Source organism: Variovorax palleresanus (assembly GCF_051144945.1).
Taxonomy (GTDB): domain Bacteria; phylum Pseudomonadota; class Gammaproteobacteria; order Burkholderiales; family Burkholderiaceae_C; genus Variovorax; species Variovorax paradoxus_S.
In genome coordinates this window covers 3,211,866-3,234,402 of the sequence record NZ_JBJNVP010000002.1, presented here as the reverse complement: position 1 = coordinate 3,234,402, position 22,537 = coordinate 3,211,866, and the positions used below count along the sequence as shown (strand labels likewise).

General features: G+C 65.9%; 19 protein-coding genes. 4 read left to right on the top strand and 15 right to left on the bottom strand.

The features are described 5' to 3' along the window. Positions 1-62 precede the first annotated feature (62 nt). The 4 genes from tssB to ACJ7Z0_RS19020 all read left to right on the top strand — a co-directional run bounded on the left by tssB (position 63) and on the right by ACJ7Z0_RS19020 (position 3,356). Positions 63-578 carry a type VI secretion system contractile sheath small subunit gene (gene tssB / locus ACJ7Z0_RS19035; RefSeq protein ID WP_093020920.1) on the top strand — a complete coding sequence of 172 codons (516 nt, stop codon included), beginning with the start codon at positions 63-65 and terminating at the stop codon, positions 576-578. 32 nt (positions 579-610) lie between these two features. Further along, positions 611-2,107, top strand: coding sequence for a type VI secretion system contractile sheath large subunit (tssC, locus tag ACJ7Z0_RS19030; RefSeq protein WP_093020918.1), 1,497 nt, complete (start codon positions 611-613; stop codon positions 2,105-2,107). Positions 2,108-2,245: 138 nt separating this feature from the next. Further along, positions 2,246-2,728: an Hcp family type VI secretion system effector gene (locus ACJ7Z0_RS19025; RefSeq protein ID WP_431125257.1), complete on the top strand. Its 483-nt coding sequence runs from the start codon at positions 2,246-2,248 to the stop codon at positions 2,726-2,728. 67 nt (positions 2,729-2,795) lie between these two features. Further along, entirely contained in the window at positions 2,796-3,356 is a 561-nt protein-coding gene (locus ACJ7Z0_RS19020; protein ID WP_434791082.1) for a hypothetical protein, read from the top strand. 44 nt (positions 3,357-3,400) lie between these two features. Here the strand turns inward: ACJ7Z0_RS19020 and ACJ7Z0_RS19015 are convergent, their stop codons facing one another. The 15 genes from ACJ7Z0_RS19015 to ACJ7Z0_RS18945 form a co-directional block, all read right to left on the bottom strand. Further along, a complete protein-coding gene (locus tag ACJ7Z0_RS19015) occupies positions 3,401-4,225 on the bottom strand; it encodes a PP2C family protein-serine/threonine phosphatase (RefSeq protein ID WP_431125261.1) in 825 nt (274 codons plus the stop codon). Between the two features lie 32 nt (positions 4,226-4,257). Next, positions 4,258-6,006: a type VI secretion system-associated FHA domain protein TagH gene (tagH, locus tag ACJ7Z0_RS19010; RefSeq protein WP_434791081.1), complete on the bottom strand. Its 1,749-nt coding sequence runs from the start codon at positions 6,004-6,006 to the stop codon at positions 4,258-4,260. Positions 6,007-6,150: 144 nt separating this feature from the next. Then, a complete protein-coding gene (locus tag ACJ7Z0_RS19005; RefSeq protein ID WP_434791080.1) occupies positions 6,151-7,404 on the bottom strand; it encodes a TIGR02270 family protein in 1,254 nt (417 codons plus the stop codon). A gap of 11 nt (positions 7,405-7,415) precedes the next feature. Continuing rightward, entirely contained in the window at positions 7,416-8,126 is a 711-nt protein-coding gene (locus ACJ7Z0_RS19000) for a hypothetical protein (RefSeq protein ID WP_434791079.1), read from the bottom strand. After that, positions 8,098-9,009, bottom strand: a complete 912-nt coding sequence (locus ACJ7Z0_RS18995) for a type VI immunity family protein (protein ID WP_434791078.1) — start codon at positions 9,007-9,009, stop codon at positions 8,098-8,100. Before ACJ7Z0_RS18995 ends, ACJ7Z0_RS19000 begins: the two co-directional genes overlap by 29 nt. Before the next feature lie 11 nt (positions 9,010-9,020). Further along, positions 9,021-9,893: a DUF4150 domain-containing protein gene (locus tag ACJ7Z0_RS18990; protein WP_434791077.1), complete on the bottom strand. Its 873-nt coding sequence runs from the start codon at positions 9,891-9,893 to the stop codon at positions 9,021-9,023. 3 nt (positions 9,894-9,896) lie between these two features. Continuing rightward, positions 9,897-10,964 carry a hypothetical protein gene (locus ACJ7Z0_RS18985; protein WP_434791076.1) on the bottom strand — a complete coding sequence of 356 codons (1,068 nt, stop codon included), beginning with the start codon at positions 10,962-10,964 and terminating at the stop codon, positions 9,897-9,899. A 2-nt stretch (positions 10,965-10,966) separates the two neighbouring features. After that, on the bottom strand, positions 10,967-12,022 hold the full coding sequence (locus ACJ7Z0_RS18980) for a DUF2169 family type VI secretion system accessory protein (RefSeq protein WP_434791075.1): 1,056 nt from the start codon (positions 12,020-12,022) through the stop codon (positions 10,967-10,969). 13 nt (positions 12,023-12,035) lie between these two features. Next, entirely contained in the window at positions 12,036-12,524 is a 489-nt protein-coding gene (locus tag ACJ7Z0_RS18975) for a DUF6484 domain-containing protein (protein WP_434791074.1), read from the bottom strand. Between the two features lie 3 nt (positions 12,525-12,527). After that, entirely contained in the window at positions 12,528-14,873 is a 2,346-nt protein-coding gene (locus ACJ7Z0_RS18970; RefSeq protein ID WP_431125278.1) for a type VI secretion system Vgr family protein, read from the bottom strand. Positions 14,874-14,973: 100 nt separating this feature from the next. After that, a complete protein-coding gene (locus ACJ7Z0_RS18965) occupies positions 14,974-15,369 on the bottom strand; it encodes a DUF4150 domain-containing protein (RefSeq protein ID WP_431125279.1) in 396 nt (131 codons plus the stop codon). A 23-nt stretch (positions 15,370-15,392) separates the two neighbouring features. After that, positions 15,393-16,055, bottom strand: coding sequence for a DUF3540 domain-containing protein (locus ACJ7Z0_RS18960; RefSeq protein WP_434791073.1), 663 nt, complete (start codon positions 16,053-16,055; stop codon positions 15,393-15,395). Positions 16,056-16,086: 31 nt separating this feature from the next. Next, the gene (locus tag ACJ7Z0_RS18955; protein WP_434791072.1) at positions 16,087-17,139 is read right to left on the bottom strand and encodes a pentapeptide repeat-containing protein; all 1,053 of its coding nucleotides are present in this window, start codon (positions 17,137-17,139) and stop codon (positions 16,087-16,089) included. Continuing rightward, positions 17,136-19,730: a DUF2169 family type VI secretion system accessory protein gene (locus ACJ7Z0_RS18950; RefSeq protein WP_434791071.1), complete on the bottom strand. Its 2,595-nt coding sequence runs from the start codon at positions 19,728-19,730 to the stop codon at positions 17,136-17,138. Before ACJ7Z0_RS18950 ends, ACJ7Z0_RS18955 begins: the two co-directional genes overlap by 4 nt. A gap of 11 nt (positions 19,731-19,741) precedes the next feature. After that, positions 19,742-22,531 carry a type VI secretion system Vgr family protein gene (locus ACJ7Z0_RS18945; RefSeq protein ID WP_434791070.1) on the bottom strand — a complete coding sequence of 930 codons (2,790 nt, stop codon included), beginning with the start codon at positions 22,529-22,531 and terminating at the stop codon, positions 19,742-19,744. Positions 22,532-22,537 lie beyond the last annotated feature (6 nt).

The window sequence follows — 22,537 nt, the reverse complement described above, 5'->3', positions numbered from 1 at the left end:
TCATTCTTTCCGTTTGCCAGTTTTATCGACCCGTCCCATTCACACCCGCAAGGAGCACTTCCATGGCCAAGAGCAGTCAGAAATTCATCGCCAGAAACCGGGCGCCCCGGGTACAGATCGAGTACGACGTCGAACTCTACGGCGCCGAGAAAAAGATCCAGCTGCCCTTCGTGATGGGCGTGCTGGCCGACCTCTCCGGCAAGCCGGTCGATCCGCTGGCACCGGTAGCCGATCGCAAGTTTCTCGAGATCGACACCGACAACTTCGACTCGCGCATGAAGGCCATGAAGCCGCGCGCGGCGTTCTCGGTGCCCAACACCCTCACCGGCGATGGCGACCTGAAGGTCGACATCACCTTCGAGAACATGGAGGACTTCTCGCCCGCCGCGGTGGCGAAGAAGGTCGATGCGCTCAGCAAGCTGCTCGAAGCGCGCACGCAGCTGTCGAACCTGGTGACCTACATGGACGGCAAGGGCGGCGCCGAAGACCTGCTGGCCAAGGTGCTGGAAGACCCGGCGCTGCTGGCCACCCTGGCTGCCAGCAAGAAACCCGAAGACGGCACCGCGCCCGCCGCCTGACCAACACCACCGGACCACCAGGAGAAAGCATCATGGCAGAAGCACTCGAGCAGCAGAGCGCACTCAAGGACGTTGCGTACGCGGGAAGCGACTTTTCATCGCTCCTGCAAAAGGAATTCAAACCCCGCAGCGACGAGGCCAAGAGCGCCGTCGAGGCGGCCGTTCTCACGCTCGCGCAGCAGGCGCTGAGCAACAGCACGGTCATCGGCAAGGACGTGACCAAGTCGATCCAGGCCATGATCGCGGCCATCGACAAGAAGCTCACCGACCAGGTCAATGCGATTCTTCACAACGAGGATTTCCAGAAGCTCGAAAGCGCCTGGCGCGGCCTGCACTACATGGTGAACAACACCGAGTCGGACGAGCACCTGAAGATCCGCGTGATGGACATCTCCAAGAAGGACCTGAGCAAGACGCTCAAGAAATTCAAGGGCGCCGCCTGGGACCAGAGCCCGCTGTTCAAGAAGGTCTACGAGCAGGAGTACGGCCAGTTCGGCGGCGAGCCTTTCGGTGCGCTGGTGGGCGACTACCACTTCGACCAGAGCCCGCCCGACGTCGAGCTGCTGGGCGAGATGGCCAAGATCGCGGCCTCCGCGCATGCGCCCTTCATCACCGGCGCCAGCTCCAACCTGATGCAGATGGAGTCGTGGCAGGAGCTCGCCAATCCGCGCGACCTGACCAAGATCTTCTCGACGCCCGAGTATGCCGGCTGGCGGTCGCTGCGCGAATCGGACGACGCCAAGTACCTGGGCCTGTGCATGCCGCGCTTCCTGGCGCGCACGCCCTACGGCGCCAACACCAATCCGGTGGAAGAGTTCGACTTCGAGGAAGACACGGCCGGCGCCGACCACAGCAAGTATGCCTGGGCCAATGCGGCCTACGCCATGGCCACCAACATCAACCGTTCTTACAAGCTCTACGGCTGGGGCTCACGCATCCGCGGCATCGAGTCGGGCGGCGCGGTGGAGAACCTGCCGCTGCACACCTTCCCGAGCGACGATGGCGGCGTGGACCAGAAGTGCCCGACCGAGATCGCCATCAGCGACCGGCGCGAGGCCGAACTCTCCAAGGCCGGCTTGCTCTCGCTCATCCACCGCAAGAACTCCGACTTCGCGGCCTTCATCGGAGCCCAGTCGCTGCACAAGCCCGCGGAATACGACGACCCGGACGCCACGGCCAACGCCAACCTGGCGGCGCGCCTGCCCTACCTGTTTGCCTGCAACCGCTTTGCGCACTACCTGAAGTGCATCGTGCGCGACAAGGTCGGCAGCTTCAAGGAGCGCGACGACATGCAGCGCTGGCTCAACAAATGGATCATGAACTACGTCGACGGGGACCCGGTCAACTCGTCCGAGGAAACCAAGGCCCGCAAGCCGCTGGCCGCGGCCGAGGTGGTGGTGGAAGAGGTCGAGGGCAACCCCGGCTACTACACCTCCAAGTTCTTCCTGCGCCCGCACTACCAGCTCGAAGGCCTCACCGTCTCCCTGCGCCTGGTGTCCAAGCTGCCGTCCGCCAAGGGCGGCAAATAACCGGCGGCATATGCCTTTGGTGGGCCTTTGAAAACCAGGCTCATCGCTCGTTCTCTCCATAGCTCCCGGGCAACAACGCTCTCGCACCGCCCGGAAGCCCTGTCTTTTTCTGACTCACACAACTGAAAGGTAAGCATCATGGCTGCAGACATGTTTTTGAAGCTCGAAGGCGTCGACGGTGAATCCAAGGACGATTCGCACAAGAAGGAAATCGACGTTCTCGCCTGGAGCTGGGGCGCGAGCCAATCCGGCACCGGCCACGTGGGCGGCGGTTCGGGCGCCGGCAAGGTGAGTGTGCAGGATCTCTCGGTCACCAAGTACGTCGATTCCTCCTCGCACCTGCTGCTTCTGGACTGCTGCAACGGCCAGCACATCAAGAAGGGCACGCTGGTGGTCCGCAAGGCCGGTGCCACGCCGCTCGAATACATCAAGCTCACGATGGAAGACATCATCGTCAGCAACGTCCACACCGGCGGCAGCGGCGGCGAAGACCGCCTCACCGAAACCGTCACGCTGAACTTCTCGAAGTTCAAGTACGAGTACACGCCCCAGAAGTCCGACGGTTCCGGCGACGGCACCAAGGAAACCGGCTGGGACATCGCGGCCAACAAGAAGGTCTGAACGCGCGTCTCCGGCTGCCGCTCGCGGCCGGAGGCCGCTTCAACAACCTTCGAGCCGGAGACACGCGATGGCAACACTCAACGCCAAGGCCCTGCAGTGGGCCAGTGCACAGGTCGGCAAGCAGATCGGCGCGGGCGAATGCTGGGACCTGGCCAACAAGGCCCTGCTCCAGGCCGGCGCCGGCACCTCGTCGGACTTCGGTCCGATGGGCGACGACGCCGACTACGTCTGGGGCGACGAGGTCGCGCTCAAGGATGCCCTGCCCGGCGACATCCTCCAGTACCGCGACTACGAGATGACGACGACGACCACCACCGACGTCACCTTTTCCGACGACTCGGGCTGGGTGGACAGTCCCACCGTGACGGTCGGCCACCCGCACCACACCTCGATCCTCTCCAAGAACCCGGGCACCGGCGCCATCACGGTGCTGGAGCAGAACTACATGGGGAACAAGGAGGCGGTGCGTTCGAGCACGATCCGCTGGAAGGGCAACTCGACCTCGACCACCACCCGCAAGCAGATGAAGCGCCAGGACAACGGCAAGCTGGAATCGGCCCTGGTGGTGGTGACGGTGGACGTGACCGTGACGGGCACGCTCAAGGCCTACCGGCCCAAGAAGCCCTGAGTCTCTGAGAACGCCTGCCGACGGACAGACGCGGCACTGCGCGTCTAGTCCGCCGGCTTTTCAGTCGGTTCCAGGCCCGCCGGCATCGTCACTTCGCCGCCCGCCGGCAGCAGGCGCGTCGCATCGCCGTCGTCCGCAATCACCCACAGCGTGAGCACCGTGTAGTTGTCGTGCCCGGGCTTGGCGTGCGACTTGATCTGCGTGTCGAGCAGTTCGGTCCACTGGCTGGGCGTGCGCGAAGCGTGCAGCGTGTCGACCAGCGCTTCGTCGCCCAGGGGCTCCCAGACGCCGTCGCTGCACAGCAGCAGCACGTCGCCGGGCAACAGGCGCATGCGGTCCGACACCGTGATGTCGGGCGCCTCTTCCACCGAGCCGAGCGCCGACAGCAGCATGTTGCGCTGCGGGTGCAGGCGCGCGCCCTCCTCGTCGAGCATGCCCCCTGCCACCATCTGCTGCACCAGGCTGTGGTCGGTGGTGCGCGCCACCACCGCGCCGCCGCGGAACAGGTAGGCCCGGCTGTCGCCGCTGTGCACCCAGGCGAGCACCTGCTGCTCCAGGTCGATGGCCGCGAACACGATGGTCGAGCGCATGCCGGCCAGCTTGCCGCCTTCGGCCTGCCGCGCGACCACGTCGAGGTTGGCCTGCTCGACCAGCGCGCGCAGGCTCGCTTCGTCCAGGCTCGGCGCGGCCGAGAAGCCGGCCAGCATGCTGGTGCGCGCCGTGGCCGCCGCCACGTCGCCGCCGCCATGGCCGCCCGCGCCGTCGGCCACCAGGCACGCGACATAGCGCTCGTCGTGCCAGTGGCCATGCACGTCTTCGTTGTAGTTGCGGCCGCCCTGCCGGGACAGCGTGACGATTTCGATTTCCAAGCGGAGTGCCTTTTGCTTCTGTGTCGGGGGGGTCAGTTGCCAGCGGGCGGCACGTCGGCTTTCAAGCGCGCCATCTGTTCTTCGTAGGCCTCCAGAAAGGCCTTGCCGAAGAGGTTGTGGAAGTCGTCTTCGGCCTCGCTCGCGATGCCACCATAGAGCGCCACGAACTGGTCCCAGAGCTTGGCCTTCCGGTTGGCGCTGAACAACGCGTCGAGCGCCGACCTGGAAGCGATCTTCTTCTCGAGTTCTTCGGGCTCGAAGCGTGCGATGACGTGCGCCAGCGCCGCGCGCATGCCCACCATCACGCCGAACTGGTGGGCGCGCAGGTCGTTGAAGGCATCGCGCATCGCGGCTTCGGGTGGCATGAAGCCGCGCACGCCCGGGCCCAGCAGGTGCGCGAGCGCGACCTCCACCGTGGGCGAGAACTTGAGCGGGTTGTTGGCCTGCGACGCGATCATGGTGACCTCGGCGCGCACCTCGCGCTTGAACTCCTGGCGCGTGAGCAGCAGCTGCAGTGTGCCCTCGGTGGCGCTGCGAAGAATCGAGCCGATGCGCTCCATGAGGCCGGGCGTGAGCATCTCGGGCGGCTGGTGCGTGCTGGCAAGGCCGCGCAGGAAGGCGGCGAGCAGTTCGTCGTCAGAGGCCATGCGCTGCGCTGCCGGCGCCGCAGCCTTGGCGGCTGGCGCTGCCGCGGATTGCGGCAGCGATTGCGGCTGCGGCCGCGGCGCGGGAGGCGCCGGTTGCGGCAACGGCTCGATCGGGTCGAGCAGCGAAACCTCCGGCCCGCTGATGCGGATCGGCTGGCCCGTGATGTCGTCGAACTGCGGCAGCTCCGCCCTCGGCGTGGCGGGTGGTGGCGGCGGCGGAGGCGCGGTGATCGCCTTCGGCGGCGTGAAGCCGAACTGGTCGATGGGGAGGTGATCCGCGCGCGGCACCGGGGTGGCCGGCGCGGCGCGCTGCAGCGCCGCCAGCGGATCGGCGTCCGAGGCCGTGTTGGGTTGCAGCAGCGGGTCGGCCAGCGGAGAGAGCGCGAGCGGATCGCCGCCGATGCCGCCTCCACCGCCCATGCCGCCGAACAGCTCGTCGATGCCGGCGGCCTTGCCTTGCGCGGGCGGTGCGCCCAGGTCCGAAAAATCATCGAGCGCACCGAAGTTCGTGCCCGGTGCCGACGACGGCGATGGAGAAGAAGACGCAGGCCCCAGCAGATTGGCAAAGGGATCGATCTGCGCGGCTTGCGCATTGCGCGAGCCGCTTTGCATCGGATCGGGGAACAGCAGCGAGTCGGCGGACGCGGCCGAAGCAGCGGCAGGCGCCCTGGGCGAGGCGGCAGGTCCCGACGGTGGCGGCGGAGGCGCAAGCCCGGCCAGCAGGTCCGCAAAGGGATCGTCACTCGACACCGCTGCCGTGGATGCGGGGGCTGCTGCTTTCATCACCGTGTTCGGCACCGCCAGCGACGGAGGTGCGACGCCAGCTACCGCGCGCACGCGAAGCTCGAAGCTTCCCACCACGAGCTGCGTGCCGTCGGTGAGCGCCGCCTCCTTGCCCGAGCCCAGCGGCACACCGTTGCACTGCATCGGATTGCTGCCGCGGTCGATGACGAAATACTGGCCGTCGCGGCACAGCACCTGCGCATGCACGCGCGACACCGTGCGGTCGGGATCGACCAGCACCAGCGTGTTGGTGTCCGCACGTCCGATGGTGCCCCCGTTGGGGCCGAAATCGGCGGCAATGGCCTGCCCCGCCGGGGCGCCTTGCCGGGTGATGACAGCAATATGGATCATGAATCGGCCCCCGAGGCTCTATGCCCTTCTACGCCCGAACACAGCCCGCGCGTGCACGGGCGAAAAAACTCAGAAGGAGTATTCATTCCGTGGGGCGGGTTGGCAATCTCGCCTTAAGAGGTATGTCTTTATTGCGATGGCGCCTTACGCCACCTTGTCGAGCCAGCGCTGCTGTCGCCAGGCAGGCGCGCTGGTCGCAAAAAGCGGCGCTCCGGCGTCGAGCAGGCACAGGTGCAGCGCTGCCGCCACGCGCTGCCGCTGGAAGCCCTCGCGCAGCACGCCGGCGCATGAGGAGGCCGACACCGGCTGCCCCATGAAGTGGCGCCCCCCGGGCACGAACCGCGACTGGTTTGCAAGCCACCATTGGCGGATCTTCCCTACATCGGGCCAGGGCAAGGCAATGTCCTCCGGGAGTTCGACGTTTTCATCGTCGGGGTCTTCGGTGGGGCCGTCTTCGAAATCATCGGGCGGCGGGATTTCCATCTGCTCCAGGTTGAAGTCGACGCCGGTGATGGTGACGAACGCTTCGGCCGCAATCCGCGCGATGGCAGGATGCGCCATCTGCTCGATGAGCCATGGCACGTAGCGCGCGTCGCCGATGAATCCCGAACCGATGATGCGCAGGCGCTGCGCCTCGGGCAGTGTGGCACTTTCGAGCAGCAGCGCGTGGCCCGGCGCGACCTCCATCGCCTGCAGCGCAAGCTGGAACGCACGCGGCTGGCGCGGCCCGCTCTTCAGCGCGAAGGCCGCGAGCACGTCGAGTGCCTGCCCCCGGTCGCCGAACAGCACCGCCGCCCATGCGGCCCAGAAGCGCAGCTCGGGCTTGGTCTCGCCGAGCAGCGACTGCACCTGCGGCAACAGATCGGCACGGCCCAGCTCGCCGGCTGCGCGCAGCGCACGGATGCGCACGCTGTCCGGCGCACCCGCGATCAGTTGCCCGAGCACGGGCCCCGGATCGCGTCGATGCAGCGCGCAAGCCGCCAAGCCGAGCTTCTGCCGCAGCGGCGAGGCGTCGTCGAGCAACGCCTTGGCACGGCCGCCGAGATACTTCGGCTCGACCCAGCCGAGCGCGGAGACCAGGCCGGGCACGACCTCGGGCAAATCTTTTGCACGTTCGACCAGATCGTCGAAGCGGCCATCGACCGCTTCGATGGCGAGCACGGCGGCAACGAAGAAGTCTTCGGGGCCTTCGTTGTCGGTGAGCGCCAGTGCATGCTCCCAGCCTTCTTCGCCGGCAACGCGCAGGCCGTCGATGTGAGCGGCGAGGCGTTCGTCGAGGTCGGCGAATTGCTGGGGCGAGTAGTTGGGCGCGTGAACCGCGCTGGCGCGTTGCAGCCAGAGGAAGGCGGCTTCGTCGGCGTGCTCGGCGACGACTGGAAGCAGCGTGTCGGATTCCACGGGACGGGCTCCTACTCGAAGTGCAGCCGCACGATGGGCAGCGTCTCGTGCCAGGCGCAGCAGAGATTGACGATGAGATCCCACGCCTCGGCGTCCGCGTTGTCCCAGATCCATTCGTGATAGTGGATCGTGCGCGGATCATTGAACATGGCCTGCGCGCCGCTGACTTCCACCGCCTCGTCGGGATCGGAGGGATACGCAAGCGTGAGCGCATCCCACAGCGCAAGGGTTTCGAGCAGGCCCTGCCGGGCTTCGGGCGGCACCGGCTGCGCGAATTCGATCTCGACCAGCAATGCGTAGTTGCCGCCCATGTCCTCCGGAAACTCGACGACGAATGGCAGCTGCGGGACGGCTGCCGGGCGCAAGCCGCTCTCGGTCATCAGATCGAGTCCGTCGCGGCCCAGCACGGCATGTGCCGATCGGAAGAATATCTCGTGATGGTGGCAATCCGCCAGCATGCCGCCCAGCACGGCGAAGGCCGCGATCGCGATGTCGTCGACCTCCAGCCTTGCGTGGACCGATGCGGTGCTGGTCCGAACTTCAACGCGCACGGGATGGCGCAGGCGCCCCGGGAAGAAGTATCCCGCGCCGACGGCCTTGAGGAAGACTCGGATGCGGCGCTCCACGAGTTCGATGGCGCCCTCGGGTCCTTCGGCCACTGCAACATCGATTGCGATGGGGCCGGAGTAGCGTTCAGACGAAGAAACGTCGAAGCCAGTCATGCGCATCCTCTTCGGACATGCCGTTGATCGCCAGATCATCGAGCGCTTCGTCGGGTGCCGTCACGGGTGCGACGAGCTGGCCTGCGGCGTGGTAGGCGGGCAGCAGATTCTGGCGGTTCACGTCGCCGAGCTGCGGCGCATCGCCGGCACGCAACATCACACCGCCCTTGCCGAGAGGAAGCACGGACACATCGGCGGGAGCGCGGTGTGCCAGTGCTGCTTGGCCGCCAAGAATCTCGGCCATTTCGGCCTCAAGGAACGTCAACCAGTTCACCGCGACCAAGCCCCGGTCGGCCGCATTCGACAACGTGATGGCATCGCCATACCCGAGACCCGGATGGCGGCGAAGAAGCGGTGCAGCCCATGCGCAGACCTCCCGCTCCAACGAAATATCCGTCTCCTCCCAGACAAGAGAGTATCCGCAGTGGCCACCCTTGAACGGAAACTCCGCCAGGGCGTTCTGGACCAGCCCCATCACTTCCTCCGGCTCGCTGCCCCACTCGACCGGCAGCATCATTCGCACCACGAAGCACGGCGGCTTGAAGACGCCTAGCAGCGATATCTTCACGGCCGGAGGACGGATGTTGCGCGCCGATTCGCCAGAGTGAGCCAAGAAACCAAGCATCTTGGTGGCAAAAAGGCGTGGGTCGGAGAACCAGTGATGGGGGCCATCGAGCACGCCCGCGTCGAAGGTCCGGGAGCGCTTCATGTCGCCGGTGCGATAGAAGCGAAGGTGATCGCTGAACGCCTCGGTGAACGCGCGCAGGAATCTCTCGAAACCCGCACCGCTGGCCGGCGCGCCGTAGGCGAACGCGACGACCTCGAGGCACGGCATCGCCAGGACATGATCGCCCTTCTCGAACGTGAATCGGGACCAATCCATGGTTCTACCTTTCATGTGCAAACGCAGTCATTTTCAACATCCATGACCGTCACCTTCTTCGCTGTGCCCGACTTCTTCATCATGGCTGCCTGATTGTCCGTAAGGGAGTCTCCCGGAAACTTGACCTCGATGATCTTGGTCACCTTGCTGAGTGCCACCGTCCCTTTTTCCACGGCCTTCTTGGCACCGGTCAGCACGATGTCCCATTTGACGAATCCCGATCCGCTGCCGGTTGCCGCGCCCCACTTTCCGATGAAATCCCCGCCGATCTCCTGCGAAGCCTCGGTGATCAGTCCCGCCTGGCGCCCGCGCGGCTTGGGGTCGAGGCGATTGCGCATGAGATTCTGGAATTTTGACGTGGGCGTTTTCCCTTTCTTCACGTCTGCCGCGTCTTTCTTCTTCTTGTCGTCCATCGCCTTGCAGGCCGCATCACAGAGCTTGTCGGCCAACGCCTTGCCGACCGCATCGGCGAAGGGCTGCTGCGCCTCTCCCCCCAGATTCGCCGCGTTCTCCGAGTTGTGGAACATCTTGTCCGAGAGGCGGGCGGTGTTCTTCCCGTCCATCTTCACATCGAAGGAGTAGAGGATCCAGGTCGCCTCCTTCATGAAGGTGCTGGACTTCACTCCGCCCGCCACGCCCGCGTTGTCGCCGTTGGAGATGGCGAACTTCGAACCTTTGTTCGCAGCCATCGCCTTGTCGCCCTTGACGGTCGTGGTGCCGCTCGACAGCGTGATCGAGTTCGCAATGTTCGGATAGGGAACGGGCACGGGCCCACCGGGGCTTGGCGTTTTGCACACATCAGGAATCGTCGCTGTGCTGATGCCGATGCTGAACTTGTGGACCAGCGTGAGACTGGTGCCATTGACCCTGATGGTGACTGGCACGGCTCAGCCCCCTACTGGATCGGCGCAGCGCACCAGCACTGCCCCGCGTTCGCCCGACTCGGAACTGCCCCACACCATCGACAGCGGCCCCTTGGCGTAGCGCTTGCGATTGGCGATGATCGCCAACGCGACGTGCAGCAGCGAGCCCGCCGCACCCACGTCGCCCCAGCAGTCGGCTGGCGCGACAAAGCCCGACGCTGCACGAAAGTGCTCCCCAGTGCGCAGCGCGGCGAAGCCGAACTCGTCGGCGCGGTAGGGCTCCCCGTTGAGATCGCAGAACACGTTGTGCACCTGCTCGCCAGGTGCCAGGGCCTGAAGCGCCGCACGAAAGGCCTGGGTCAGGCCCTCGCCGATGCACACCGCCTCGGTCTTGATGAGCTTGGACTCCATGCCGATGCCGACCGAAACCACCTCGCCCAGTGGCGCGAGGCCACAGCGCTGCACCAGGTCGGATGTGCCGAGGAGTACCGCGCCCGCAGCCTCCCCGGGGATAAAGCCCCAGGCGTTATTGAGCGGCCCACCGCCGTGCAACTGATCACAGGCTTCCACCCATTCCAGCGTCTCGGGCGACAGGTAGGAATCGACGCCGGCCACCAGGCAAGCATCGAAGGCCCCGCGGGCGCAACCCACCTCGGCGGCAGACAGCGCCAGACAGCCAGCGGCGTGCCCCAACTCGAAGAGCGCGGTGCGCCCGAAGTCGCCGGGCAGTTGCTCTCCGATGGCTTTCAGCAACTCTCTGACGAGGGTGTCGGGCCGGCCCGGTCGTGATGGCGGCAGTGCCAATGCAAGGCCAAGGCACAACGGCAAGTCTCGTCCTGCCTGCGCCAGCGGCACCAATGCTTCGCCCATGGCTGGCAACAGCAATGCGGCCAAGCGCGCGGCACCGTCGAGGCCCACATCGAGCCAGGGTGCCCGCGCGACACGCATCGGCTCGCCAGCCGTGTCGACCATGAACGGATGCTCGGAAAAGCCACACACGCCGGCCCTCGTTGCCGCGGCGCTGGCCCACACGTTGCGCCCGATCGGCGTACTGGCGCCGAGCCCGAGGATGTGCAATGTGCTGCCGGCCATGCTCAAGCCACCATTGCCTGCCCGGACGCGATCTCGCCCAGGCGCAGCAGGCGCTTCTCCACGATGCGCGTCTCCAGCAGCTTGTGCACCTTGGGATGGCAAGGCAACGCGCTGTGCCAAACCAGTGCTACGCGCGATCGATCCGGCTCGACGATCACCGTGTGCAGCACAGGGCGTTCGTGCGGCATCCGCTGACCGTCGGAGAAAAAGGTCTCCAGGCCCAGAATCACCCGCGGCAGTTCGAAGCGCAGCACCTCCCCATGCGGCCACACATTGATCAGCACGACCGGCTCACCGCCCACCAGGAACTGCGGCGCCTGCTGATCCCCCGGCGCGCACTGATAGTGCCGGTCATCAAAATCCACCGGCAGCAACGGCAACCGATCCCGCTGCCACGCCTCGTCGTACGTCCCCGCAAACCCCGCGCGCGGCTGCCAGTGGTTGCACAGCGGGCCGAAACCCGCAGGCTCGGGCCGGTCGCTCCACGTCCGCACGCATTGGTCCGGGTACTCGATGTTGGGCAGCCGCAGGCCTTCCGCATGCATAGCCTCCGTCACAAAGCCCGTGCCCACGGGGTTGCGCACGTCGAACTGCGGCAACGGCGCGTTGCGCGTCCACGGATCGACGCCGCCGTATGCGCGCTCCCACACCAGCGGCATGGCGCTGAAAGGCTCGGGCTCCGATGGCGCGCCGCCCAGCCACACGCGGTCGCCGGTCACGCGCAGTCGCTTGGCGATGGGGCCGACGCGCAGGCCCACGTCGAGCTGCGTCACGGGCGCGCCGCCGGGCGCATGCGCGTGGCCGATCAGCACCACGTCGGTCGTCTGCTTGGTGCGCACCAGGTCCATCTCGTAGAGCAGGCTCGGCTGGGGCGCGGCCTCGTCGACGAAGACGGGCGCCTGCGCGACGGGTGGCTGCTCGGGTGCGACGCTTGTCTCGCCATCGGGTGAAATGTCGAAGCTGCACTTCACCGCCACCAACCAGATCTCCGCACCGTCGCGGTCGCGCACCCAGGTGCGTTCGGCGGCATAGGGCGTTCGGTTGTCGAGCTGCCACATGGCGCATGCCTTTTCAGTTGATGCCCACGTAGGCGCCCTTGACGCGATTGGCGCCGCGCGAGCGCGAGAGCACGTAGTTGCCGTTGATCAGTACCTTGCCCGCGCGTGTGAGCACGATGCTGGCGTCGCCGCAGCGCAGCTCGATGCGCTCGCGCGCCTGGAGCACGACGCGCTCGCCGTCGACGTTGGCGTAAGCGCCCGCCTCGCGCGCTTGCGATGCGTCGGTGTGCGGCGGCTGCACGCGCCCGACGATGACGGGGTGCCGCGCTTCGCCCTGCTCAAAGGCCACGACGATGGCCGCGCCGGCATCGCCGGGTGCCAGGCCGACGGTCGAGAGCGCCTGCACCGGCGCCATGCCTTCGCCCAGGGTGACCAGGAAGCGCCCCTCGGCATCGAAGCCTGCAAAGATGGCCACCGCCACGCCTTGGCCCGACAGCTTCGACCAGGCCGCCACGCTCTGCAGCACGCTGCGCGCGCTCTGGAGATCGGTGTGGTCTTCCACGGCTCAGTCCTCTCCCAGGTTGGAGCCCTTGATCTTGATCGAGCCGCCGGCCTTGAAAGACGCGCTGCCGTCGGCCTTGATGGTGATCTTGGCGCCCTTGATGGTGATGCCGCTGGCGTTCATGACGATCTTGCTGCCGCCGGCCTTGAGCATGATGGTGGGTGCCTCGACCATGCAGATGGCGCCCGCCTTGATCTTGATCGGCCCCTTCGATGTCTCGGAGATCACCGCAGCCGACAGCTTGTGCGGACCGCCGACGGAGATCGACTGCAGGGCACCCACGCTGACTTTCTGCACGCCGCCCACGCTGACGATCTGCGCGCCGCCCACCGTCACGGCCTGCACGCCGCCGACGTTGATGGCCTCGCCGGCGCCCACGCTGTGCATGCGCCCCGCGCCCACGGTGTGCGCCTCAGCCACCGAGATGGTGGTGGTCTGCATGCCGTTCACGGTGTGGCTGCGCCCGCCGTTGATGGTCACGGTTTCGCCGCCGTTCACGGTTTCGGTCCGGTGGCCGCCAATGGTGATGGTTTCAGTGCCGCCCACCGACTCCTCGCGGTTTGCACCCACGGAAATCGTCTGGTTGGCCCCGATGCTCTGGGTCTGGTTGCTGCCCACGGTCTCCGAGTCGTCGACATCGACGGCGTCGGTGCGGTTGTTGTGCACGGTCGTCGTCTGGTCGTGCTCCACCGTGGTGTTCATGTCGTACTGGCCGTGGATCGTCACCTTCTCCTTGCCGGCGGTATCGTCCATCGACAGTTCGTTGTAGCCCTTGCCCTTGTGCGTATTCGACTTGATGCCGCTCACCACGGCGCCCGCCGGCAGGCCATAGGGCGACATCGACTCGCCGTTGTAGAAACGCCCGACGATGATGGGCTGGTCAGGATCGCCATCGAGAAAGTCGACGATCACTTCCTGGCCGATGCGCGGGATGCTGATGGCCCCCCAGCTCTTGCCAGCCCATGGGTGCGACACGCGCACCCAGCAAGAGCTGTTCTCGTCGTTCTTTCCGTAGCGGTCCCAATGGAACTGCACCTTCACGCGGCCATGCTCCTCGGTCCAGATCTGTTCGCCGCTTCGCCCCACGACGATGGCGGTCTGCGGTCCGCGCATGGCGACACGCGGCGTGAGACGCGGGGGGCGCCAAGGCGCGTCGAGCGGCATCACGGTCATGAGAAAGGCGCTGGTGCCGCGCTCGGCAGCATGCAGGGCGGGCGTCCCGGCCACCATGTCGCGCAGCATTGCAAGCATTCCATCGTTGACCGGATCGTCTTCGAGCGCCTCGTGCAGCACCTCGTCAACCGGGCGCCGGATCTCGTCGAAGGCGATGGACTCATAGCCAGGGTGGCTGGCCGCGAAAGTGCAGGCGCCGATGATGTAGTCGCCATTGCGCGTGGTGTCGGGGTCGCCCTCGAAGGTGAAGCTGCGGCCCGCCGTCACATCGGGCCAGGTGGTCAGCGCCCAGTGGCGCTGACGGCGGCCGATGAGTTCGTCCAGCCGTACCTGCGCCAGGTTGTCGGTGTCGTCGGTCGCGGTGTAGCCGCCCGGAAATTCGAACACCTCGAGATCGGACAGCTCGTGCGTGTCCGGGTCGCCCCTGTCGGCTCGCAGTTCCTTGCTGATGACCTTGAAGTCGCGATCTCGCGAAGCAAAGCGGCCCGACTCGAACTGGCGCGCGCTGACCCAGCGCGTGATCTCGTTGAAGCGCGCCTCGGTGGCGTGGGTGGCTGCGTATTGCAGCGTGTCCGCGGCGGGGAGTTTGTCGTGCGCGAGCGTGCTCGTGTCCGACAGATGCATGGTGCCGGGCGCATCGTGCGCGTCGAACCAATAGTAGATTCCCTCCTCTTCCAGAAGCCGCGAAAGGAACTGGTAGTCGCTCTCCTGATACTGCACGCAGTAGGTATGCGGCGTGTGCGAGCCGATCACCTTGCCCGACTTGATCTTCTTGAGACCGCTGATCCTGCTGTCCTCGAGCACCGCGTCGACCACGCCGAGCACCGGCTTTTCCTGCAGGATGCGCGAATTGATGCGCTTGGTCAGCAGCCAGAACCACGAACGCAGGCTGATGCGGTATTCGAAGTAGCGCCCGATCTGCGCCACGCGCGAGAAGCGCACCGCGTGGCCCTGGCAGTGGCGCTCGTGCTTGCCGTTGTCCTTGTCGGTGAATTCGATCACCACGTCGAACGATCGGCCAAGAATGTCCTTGGCGTCGATCGTCTCGTTCTCGGCCAACACCGTCAACTCGTAGGCCGACGGGCGCGCGAGCACTTCGTGCCCCACAATGCGCCAGAACTTCAGCTTGTCGCTGACGGGCGAATCGCTTTTTATGCTGAACTCGTGGTCGGCCATGGCGTTCGGCTCTGAGCCTCTCCTTTCCGTCCCTATCTCCCACACTTTCTAGTTGTCCGGCGCACCCCGCATGCGGCGCGCCGTGGCGGCACCAGGCCCCTCAGGGCGCCAGCAATACAACGAGCGGTTGGCTCGGCACGGTGCGCACGCCCGGGCAGTTGGTGCTGTTCTGCAGCGAGACGCTGGTGAGCCGTGTGGCGGGCATGCCGTTCCACAGCACCGTGAAGGCGCCGGTGAGATGGCGGCTCGGTCCCATCACGGTGCCCGACGCGACGCCCAGCAGCACGCCGGAGTTGTCGCCGTTGGTCATCGGAATCGTGGTGCCCAGGTTGTGGGCCGGGCCGCCCATGATCAGGATCGTGGGGCAATTCGGAATCGCCATCGGCCCCATGGCGATGTTCGGATAGGGCACCGGAATCGGCGACGGCGCGGCGGGCGTGATGCAGACATCGGGAAAGCCCATGTCGGTCCCCATCAGTTGGCAGTTGGCGAACATGCTGTGCTCCGCTTCTTTCTTCTTCAGCCGAAGTGGATCTGCGCGCCGCGCGCCTTGATGAGCTCGCGGCCGTTCACCAGCGTGTGCTCGCCTTCGAGGCGAAGCAGCTGCTTCGCCTCGCACTCGAGGTGCGTGGCTGCCACGCGGTCGATGCCGTCGGTGGTGCGCAGGTAATGCCGGCTGAAATGCTGCACCCGCTCCATGACTGACGACAGCACCGAACCCACCACCTTGATGCTGGTGCCGATCAGGTGAAACTCGCGGCCAACCAAGTCGGCGGTGTCGGTGGCCACGCGGGTCTTTTGCGCCGCGATGTCGAGTTCCTCGGACTTGAGGCCGACGCGCGCGGCCTCAAGTTCCAGCGCGCCGCCGTCCACCGCGATGCGCAGGTTGCCCGCGCAACGCAGCACGTTGGCGGTGCCCTCCTCGCGCTGCAGCACCGCCATGATCCAGACCTCTTGAGGGGCGATGCGCAGGCAGGCCACGCTGTCGCCGGCAGCGGGCTCGAGCAGGCAACTGGCAGCGCGCCGCGCGCGCAGCTGCAGGTCGCCGCTGATGACGACCTGCGCGCCGCCGGCATCTGTGCCGACGATGCCCACGCACCATTCGCCGGTGATGGCCTTGGAGGGTTCGCGCCGCCGGCGGGCTCGAGGCGCGGCATGTTCGAGTGTGGTGGTTTCGGTCATTGCATGTTTCCCTATCTGTCGATTCGTCGGATCAGGCGGCCAGCGGCTGCCATCGCTCGGATTCCGCCAGCTCCGGGTCGGATTCGAGCGCGCGTGCGCGGTCGGTCATTTGTGCGTTCCCGGTGTTGGCGCCATGCAGCACCGTGCGCAACAGGGTGGCGCCTCGCAGGTCGGCCCCGCCGAGGTCGGCATGGCGGAAGTCGGCATAGGTCAACTCCGCGCCGGTGAAGTTCGCACCGCGCAGTTTCGCGCCCGCGAAATGCGTCTGGTAGAGGTCGCAGCCGGCGAAGTTGGCCTCTGCCAGCGCGGCGCCGGTGAAGAGTGCTTGCCGCATGCGCGCGCCCGAGAAATCAGCACCCTTGCCCGTGGCTTCGCAGAAGATGGTCGACGGTGCCACCGCCTTCGCGAAGCTCGCGCCTTCGAGGTTCGCATTCTGGAAATTGCACTGCTGCAGCGTGATGCCGCCGAGATCCGCCCCGCGGAGGTCGGCCGACGCGAACTGGCATCCGTCGAGCGTCAGGCTCGCGAATGACATGCGCTTGAGCGAGGTATTGGAGAACACGTTGCGCAGCATTCGCGCCCCTGCCCACGTGAGGTGCGAAAGGTCGCATTCGGTCACGGCGGTGTATTGCCAGCTCGTGTCGTCGGCGCACACGTCAAGCAAGACCGACTGACTGAACACCGCCGAATCGAGGCAGGCGCCGCGCAGGTTGGCATGGCCCATCTTGCATTTCGACACCGTAGCCATCGACAGCACGGCCTGTGCGAGTTGCGCATGCGTCATGTCGCATTCGGTGAACACCGCACCATGAAGGTTGGCCTGGCGCAAGTCCGCATGGTCAAGCACGCAGCGATTGAACAGCGCCTTGCGCAGGTTGGCGCCCGAAGCGATCGCACCGCGCAGGTCGCACTGGTCGAACACGGTTTCGCGCAGGTCGGCCCCACGAAAATCGGCCTCGGCGAACCTGACCTTGGAGAAAGTTGCTCCGCCCAGCACAAGCCCGGCGTACCGCCCCTTGCCGAGATCGAGACCTTGCAGGGCCTCCCCGATGCCGACGGCAATGCTCAACAGTTCCGGACTCATGCGACCGCCTGTTGTTCGTGCGTCAGACGGGGCCAGGTACGCGCCCTCTTCAGCAGCGCACCGTCGAAACTGGTCGAACCATCGAGCCGCACGCGGCTGAGGTCGGCGCCGAAGAGGTTGCTACGCCGCAGATCGGCACCGCGCAGATCGGCTTTCTGCAATATCGCGTCGGTGAAATTCACGCCAGAGAGCAATGCCTTCCTGCAGTCGGCCTTGTGCATCAGGGTGCCTTTGGCGCTTGCAAGCCGCAGGTCCGCCCCCTCGAGTCGTGCGCCGCCGAAATTGGCGCCATCCAGCACCGCGCGAACCAGCTTCGCGCCGCGCAGGTCCGATGCGCCGAAATTGAACTGGCGCAGGTTGGCCCCGCTCATGTCCGTGCCGACAAGACTGGAGTCCTTGACCGCTACGGCGCCGGCACATTGCGCAGCCACCATGTTCGCCCCATCCAGCTTGCAGGTCGCGAAGGTGGCGCTTGCGATGCTCGCGGCATGCATATCGACGCCCGAAAGGTCCGATTCCAGGAAATTGCAGACAGACAGATCCGCACCGGGCCAACGCATCCCCCTGATATCCAGCTTGTAGAAAGTCTGACCCGCAAGTTGGGCACCCTCCCAATCCGCGTCACCCCAGGTCGTCTCCAGCAGATTGGCCTTGGCGAACCGGGCCCGGCGCATCTGCGTGCCGGCGAATGCGCAATGCATCAGCACCGCCTCGGTGAAATCCGAGTCGTCGAAAACGCCGCGGGCCAGAATGGCCTTTCCCAGGTTGGCCTTGTCGAATTTCGCACCGATCGCAATCACGCCTTCGAGATTGGCGTGGGCCAGCACCGCGCCCGACAGATCGGCGTTCGACAGGTTGGAATTCCTGAAATCGACACTCTCCAGCCAGGCGCCTTCGAAGTTCGCCTCGCGCAGATCGAGGCCGGACAAATCAGCACCGGTGAAGTCGATGCCGGCAAAGAACTTGATGCCGGCTTGAACGGCACGCGACACCTCGTCCCGCAGCGTTGCCGCCTCATCGGGCGGCATTGCAAACGCCGGTAGCTGCATGTGCGCGGACTGCAGGTAGCCCATGCGGTGAGCGTCTTCGATCTGGCGCAGCTTGGGAAGCACCGGCTGAAGGTCGATGGGCCGGGTACCGGCCGCGGCCTGCGCGTGCATCTGGGCCAGGTGCTTCTCGGCGTCGTACCGGGGCGGCCCGCGATGCTGCAGCTTCGCCAGGTCGATCTTGTTTTCTTCCGATATCGCCAGCGCTTTCTCCAGCACCGTGACGGCATCCTCGACGGCAGCCCACTGCTGCGCCTGCGCTTCCTGCATCTTCTTTTCGAGGTACGGCGGTAGCTCGTCGCCCGTCGGAACCTTTTCGCGCGGAGGCATCCGGATGCCCAGGGCATCCGGGTCTTTCCCCAATGCGGTGGCCTTTTCACGCGCGAGCTCCACATCGATCTGCGCACGGCGGTACTGGGCTTCTCCCTGCAGGCCCGCCATTTCGAAAGGCGCCTTGGCGGCTTCCACGTCGGGGTCCAGGGTGCTGACACCAGCGGGCAGCAGGTCGCTGTCGATGATGGCGTAGATAGCCCCCATTTTCGGGTCGGCCCGTTTCGCCGCAGCATCGATGTAGTGGTGATCGTCCCTGGCTTCCGCCAGGCGCTCGACCGCGCCCATCAGGCTGACCACGTCGGAACCATCGTCAGTGTCCACCTCGGCAAGCCCCTGGAAGATCGCGATGCAGCGCTCCGCGTGCGGAAAGAACCACACCGTGGTCAGCCGTAGCGGCACTTCCCGGATCTTGGGTTCAGCGCCTTCGACCTTGTAGCCGGCGAACACGCGTGCCCGCATGCCCGGCAACCGACCCTCGATGCGCGGCTTTTCGGGATGCATGTGATCGAACGCGAACGCCTCGTCGCCGATCAGCGCCGTGTCCATCCACTGATCGGCCGGCGCCAGATTGAAATAACGCCAATCGGTATCGGGAGCGAAGCCGGGCGCGTGCTCGCGCAGGTAGTCCGCGTCATAGGTGCCGCGATACTGCACGCGTTGCGGATGCATCACATCCAATGCACCGAAACCCGCCGGAACGATGGCCTGGTCAGGACGCTGCAACCGGTCTTGCGGCAGTTCGGTGTTCGGCAGCCAGGTCACGCTGTCCTTGGCTTGCCTCCCTCTACCCTGGCTGTTGGATGCGAAGTCTGGGCCGCCATAGGCCGCGGACCAATCCAGCGAAAGAGACTCGAAGGCCTGCGGCGCACTGGCACGCCCGCCGTCCCAGTAGCGCTCGCCAAAAACCAGTACGGTCTTTTCCCGTGCACCGAGGCGGGCGCGTACCGCGCAGGCCTCAGGCCTGTCGCGGGGCGGAAAGGCCTTGCCGTGCACCAGGAACTCCGGGGTCAGCTTGGCAACGCCCTCGTCGATCAGGGGTTGTGCCATTTCCTTCCCGAGGAACGACCACATCGATTGCTCCGACCAGAGGGTGCCGTTCTTGTCCTGCGCAAAAGGCAGGTGCAGGCAAGCAGTGATGGACAAGCCGTAGCGCTTGCGGAATTCGATTGGCCGCGTCGAGAGTCCGAGGGCTTGAGGCTTGAGCACTTGCATGAGGCGTGGGCTCAGTTGGCATCGGGGTCGGGCATCGCTCTGCCGAGCGCATCCGCTTGCGAAGCGGCACCTTGGCCGCCCAGCATGTCGGAGCCGACCTGCGCCACCACACCGATGCCGAGTGTTGCAACAAGACCCACCTTGGCGTCGGTTGCACGGCGCCGCGTAATGCGGGAAAGGGCCGACAGCCTGTCGGCAAGTCCCGGCACCGCCGGGTCCTGAGCCGCCGCCTCTTCCGCGGCTTTCTGCAGCTTGTCGGCCGCCTTCGCATACTGCTCGAAAGTGGCAAGCACATCGACGATGGCGGATCCGGCGCCTGCCACGGCGCCGAGCCCAGCGGCCACCGCAGCGCCCATGCCCGCAGCCGCACCTCCGGCTCCGGGTGTGAAGCAGGCCAGCGCGGACTGTCTGAAGCTGGACGTCTTCTGTTCGATGCCGGCGGCAGCGACCGTCTCCAACTTCAGACCCGCGGTGTTGTCCATCTGCAGCCCCAGGAAGTTGGAGAGGCTCGCCGCAAGCGCGGTTTCCATGTTCAAGCCAATGAAGGTGGATCGGGCCATGCCGATGTTCGCTTCGCTGTTGTTGCCGATGTACCCGCTGCTGTTGGCGCCAAGCACCGTGGTGTTGGAGCCGATGGAAACGGCGTCGATGTCGCCCGCGGCCATCATGTCGATGCCGGTGTTGCTCATCAGCTTGATCTTGTTGGCCATCAAGGCCAGGGGCCCGGTGGGCACCGTGATGTACTTCGAGCTCGATCCGGTCACCAGCCAATCGATGTGCGCGGCCTCGAAGCTCATCTTCGCAGCCTTGTAGGTCAGGTTGCCGCTGACGGTGATGGTCTGGTTGCCGGTCACGCTGCGGGTTTCTCCGGCGCGCGAGATGTCGCTGCGCGCGCCGATCACCTCATGCGTGCCAGTGCCCTTCACTTTGAGCATGTCATTGGCATCGACAAAGGTGTCGCGGTTGCCCACCACCTGGTTGTTCTGCTTGCCCTTGACCGTGTTCGTCTGGTCGACCGCCACCATGTTGGTGTCGTTGCGCGTCACCGTGCTCTTGCGGTCGCGGTCCACGTGGTTCGTCTGGTCGCGCTTGACGGTGACCGACTGGTCGCGGTCGACCGTGGTCGAATCATCCAGCTCCACGCTGCGGCTCATGTTCCGCTCGGCGTGGATGTTGATGTTCTCTTCGCCCTTCTTGTCCTCGAACATGATCTCGTTGTAGTTCGAGGCGCCGCCGCCGGGCGTGGAGCGGGTCTTGAAGCCGCTTTGCGAGGGCGACTTGTACGGGATCGGCTGGTCGTCGTTGTAGACGCGGCCCACGATGATGGGGCGGTCGGGGTCGCCGTTCAGAAAGTCGACGATCACTTCCTGGCCGATGCGCGGAATGAAATAGCCGCCCCAGCCCTTGCCGGCCCAGGGCTGCGACACGCGCACCCAGCAGGTCGACTTCTCGTTGCTCTCGTCGTAGCGATCCCAATGAAAGTGCACCTTCACGCGGCCGTGGTCGTCCACGTGGTACTCGTCGCCCTTGGGGCCCACCACGATCGCGATCTGCGGGCCGGGCATGGTCACGCGCGGCGTGAGGCGCGGCGCGCGGTAGGGGCGATCCACCGGAATCACGGTCAGCAGGAAGGCGCTCGTGCCCGGTTGCGCGGTGTGCAGCATGGGCGTGCCGGCAATCAGTTCTTCCAGCACCTGCAGCGTGTCGGCGTTCACCGCGTCGTCGCGCAACGCCTCGGACAGCACGCTGTGGATCGGCTGCTCGGCGGCGCTGGCCGCCACGCTCTCGTAGCCGGGATGGCTGGCCATGAAGGTGCAGGCGGCGATGATGTAGTCGCCGTCGCGCGCGCCATCCGGGTCGCCCTCGAACTTGAAGCTGCGGCCCGCGGCCACGTCGGGCCAGTTGGTCAGGGCCCAGTGGCGGTCGCGGCGCGCGTTGAGTTCGTCGCCGCGCAGCTTGGCCCGGTTCTCGGCGTCATCGCCGCTGAAGTAGCCGCCGGGAAACTCGAACACTTCGAGGCCCGCCAGCTCATGATCGTCGGACACGTCGATGGCGGCGCCCAGCTTCTTCTTGATGGCCTTGAAGTCGCTGTCGCGCGAATCCTGCTTGCCCGTATGGAAATGGCGCGCACTCACCCAGCGCGAGATCTCGTTGTAGCGCGCCTCGCTCGCATCGCTGCCCGCATGGCGCAGGGTGTCGGCCACGGACAACTTCTCGTGCGCCATGTCGCTCGCGTCCGACAGGTGCATGGTTCCCGGTGCATCGTGCGCGTCGAACCAGTAGTAGATGCCTTCGTCCTCGAGCAGTCGCGAGATGAACTGATAGTCCGTTTCCTGGTGCTGTACGCAGTAGCGCCGCGGGTTGTGCGTGCCGATGACGTTGTCGGACTTGGTCTTCTTGAAGCGCTTGATCGGACTGTCTTCGAACACCGCATCGAGCACCTCGAGCACCTTCTTGTCCTGCAGGATGCGGGAGTTGCTGCGCTTGGTGAGAAGCCAGAACCACGAGCGCAGCGTGATGCGGTATTCAAAATGCCGGCCCACGTGCCCCGCGCGCACGAAACGCACCGCATGCCCCTGGCAGTGCCGCTCGTGCTTGCCGCCGTCCTTGTCCTGGAATTCGATGACCACGTCGAAGGCTCGGCCAAGGATGTCCTTGGCGTCGAGCGCCCGGTTCTTCGACAGCACCGTGAGCTCATAGGCCGAAGGCCGCGCGAGCGCCTCGTGGCCCACGATGCGCCAGAACATCAGCTCCTTGTTGGCGGGTGAATCGCTCTCGATGCGGAACTCGTGGTCGGCCATTTCGGG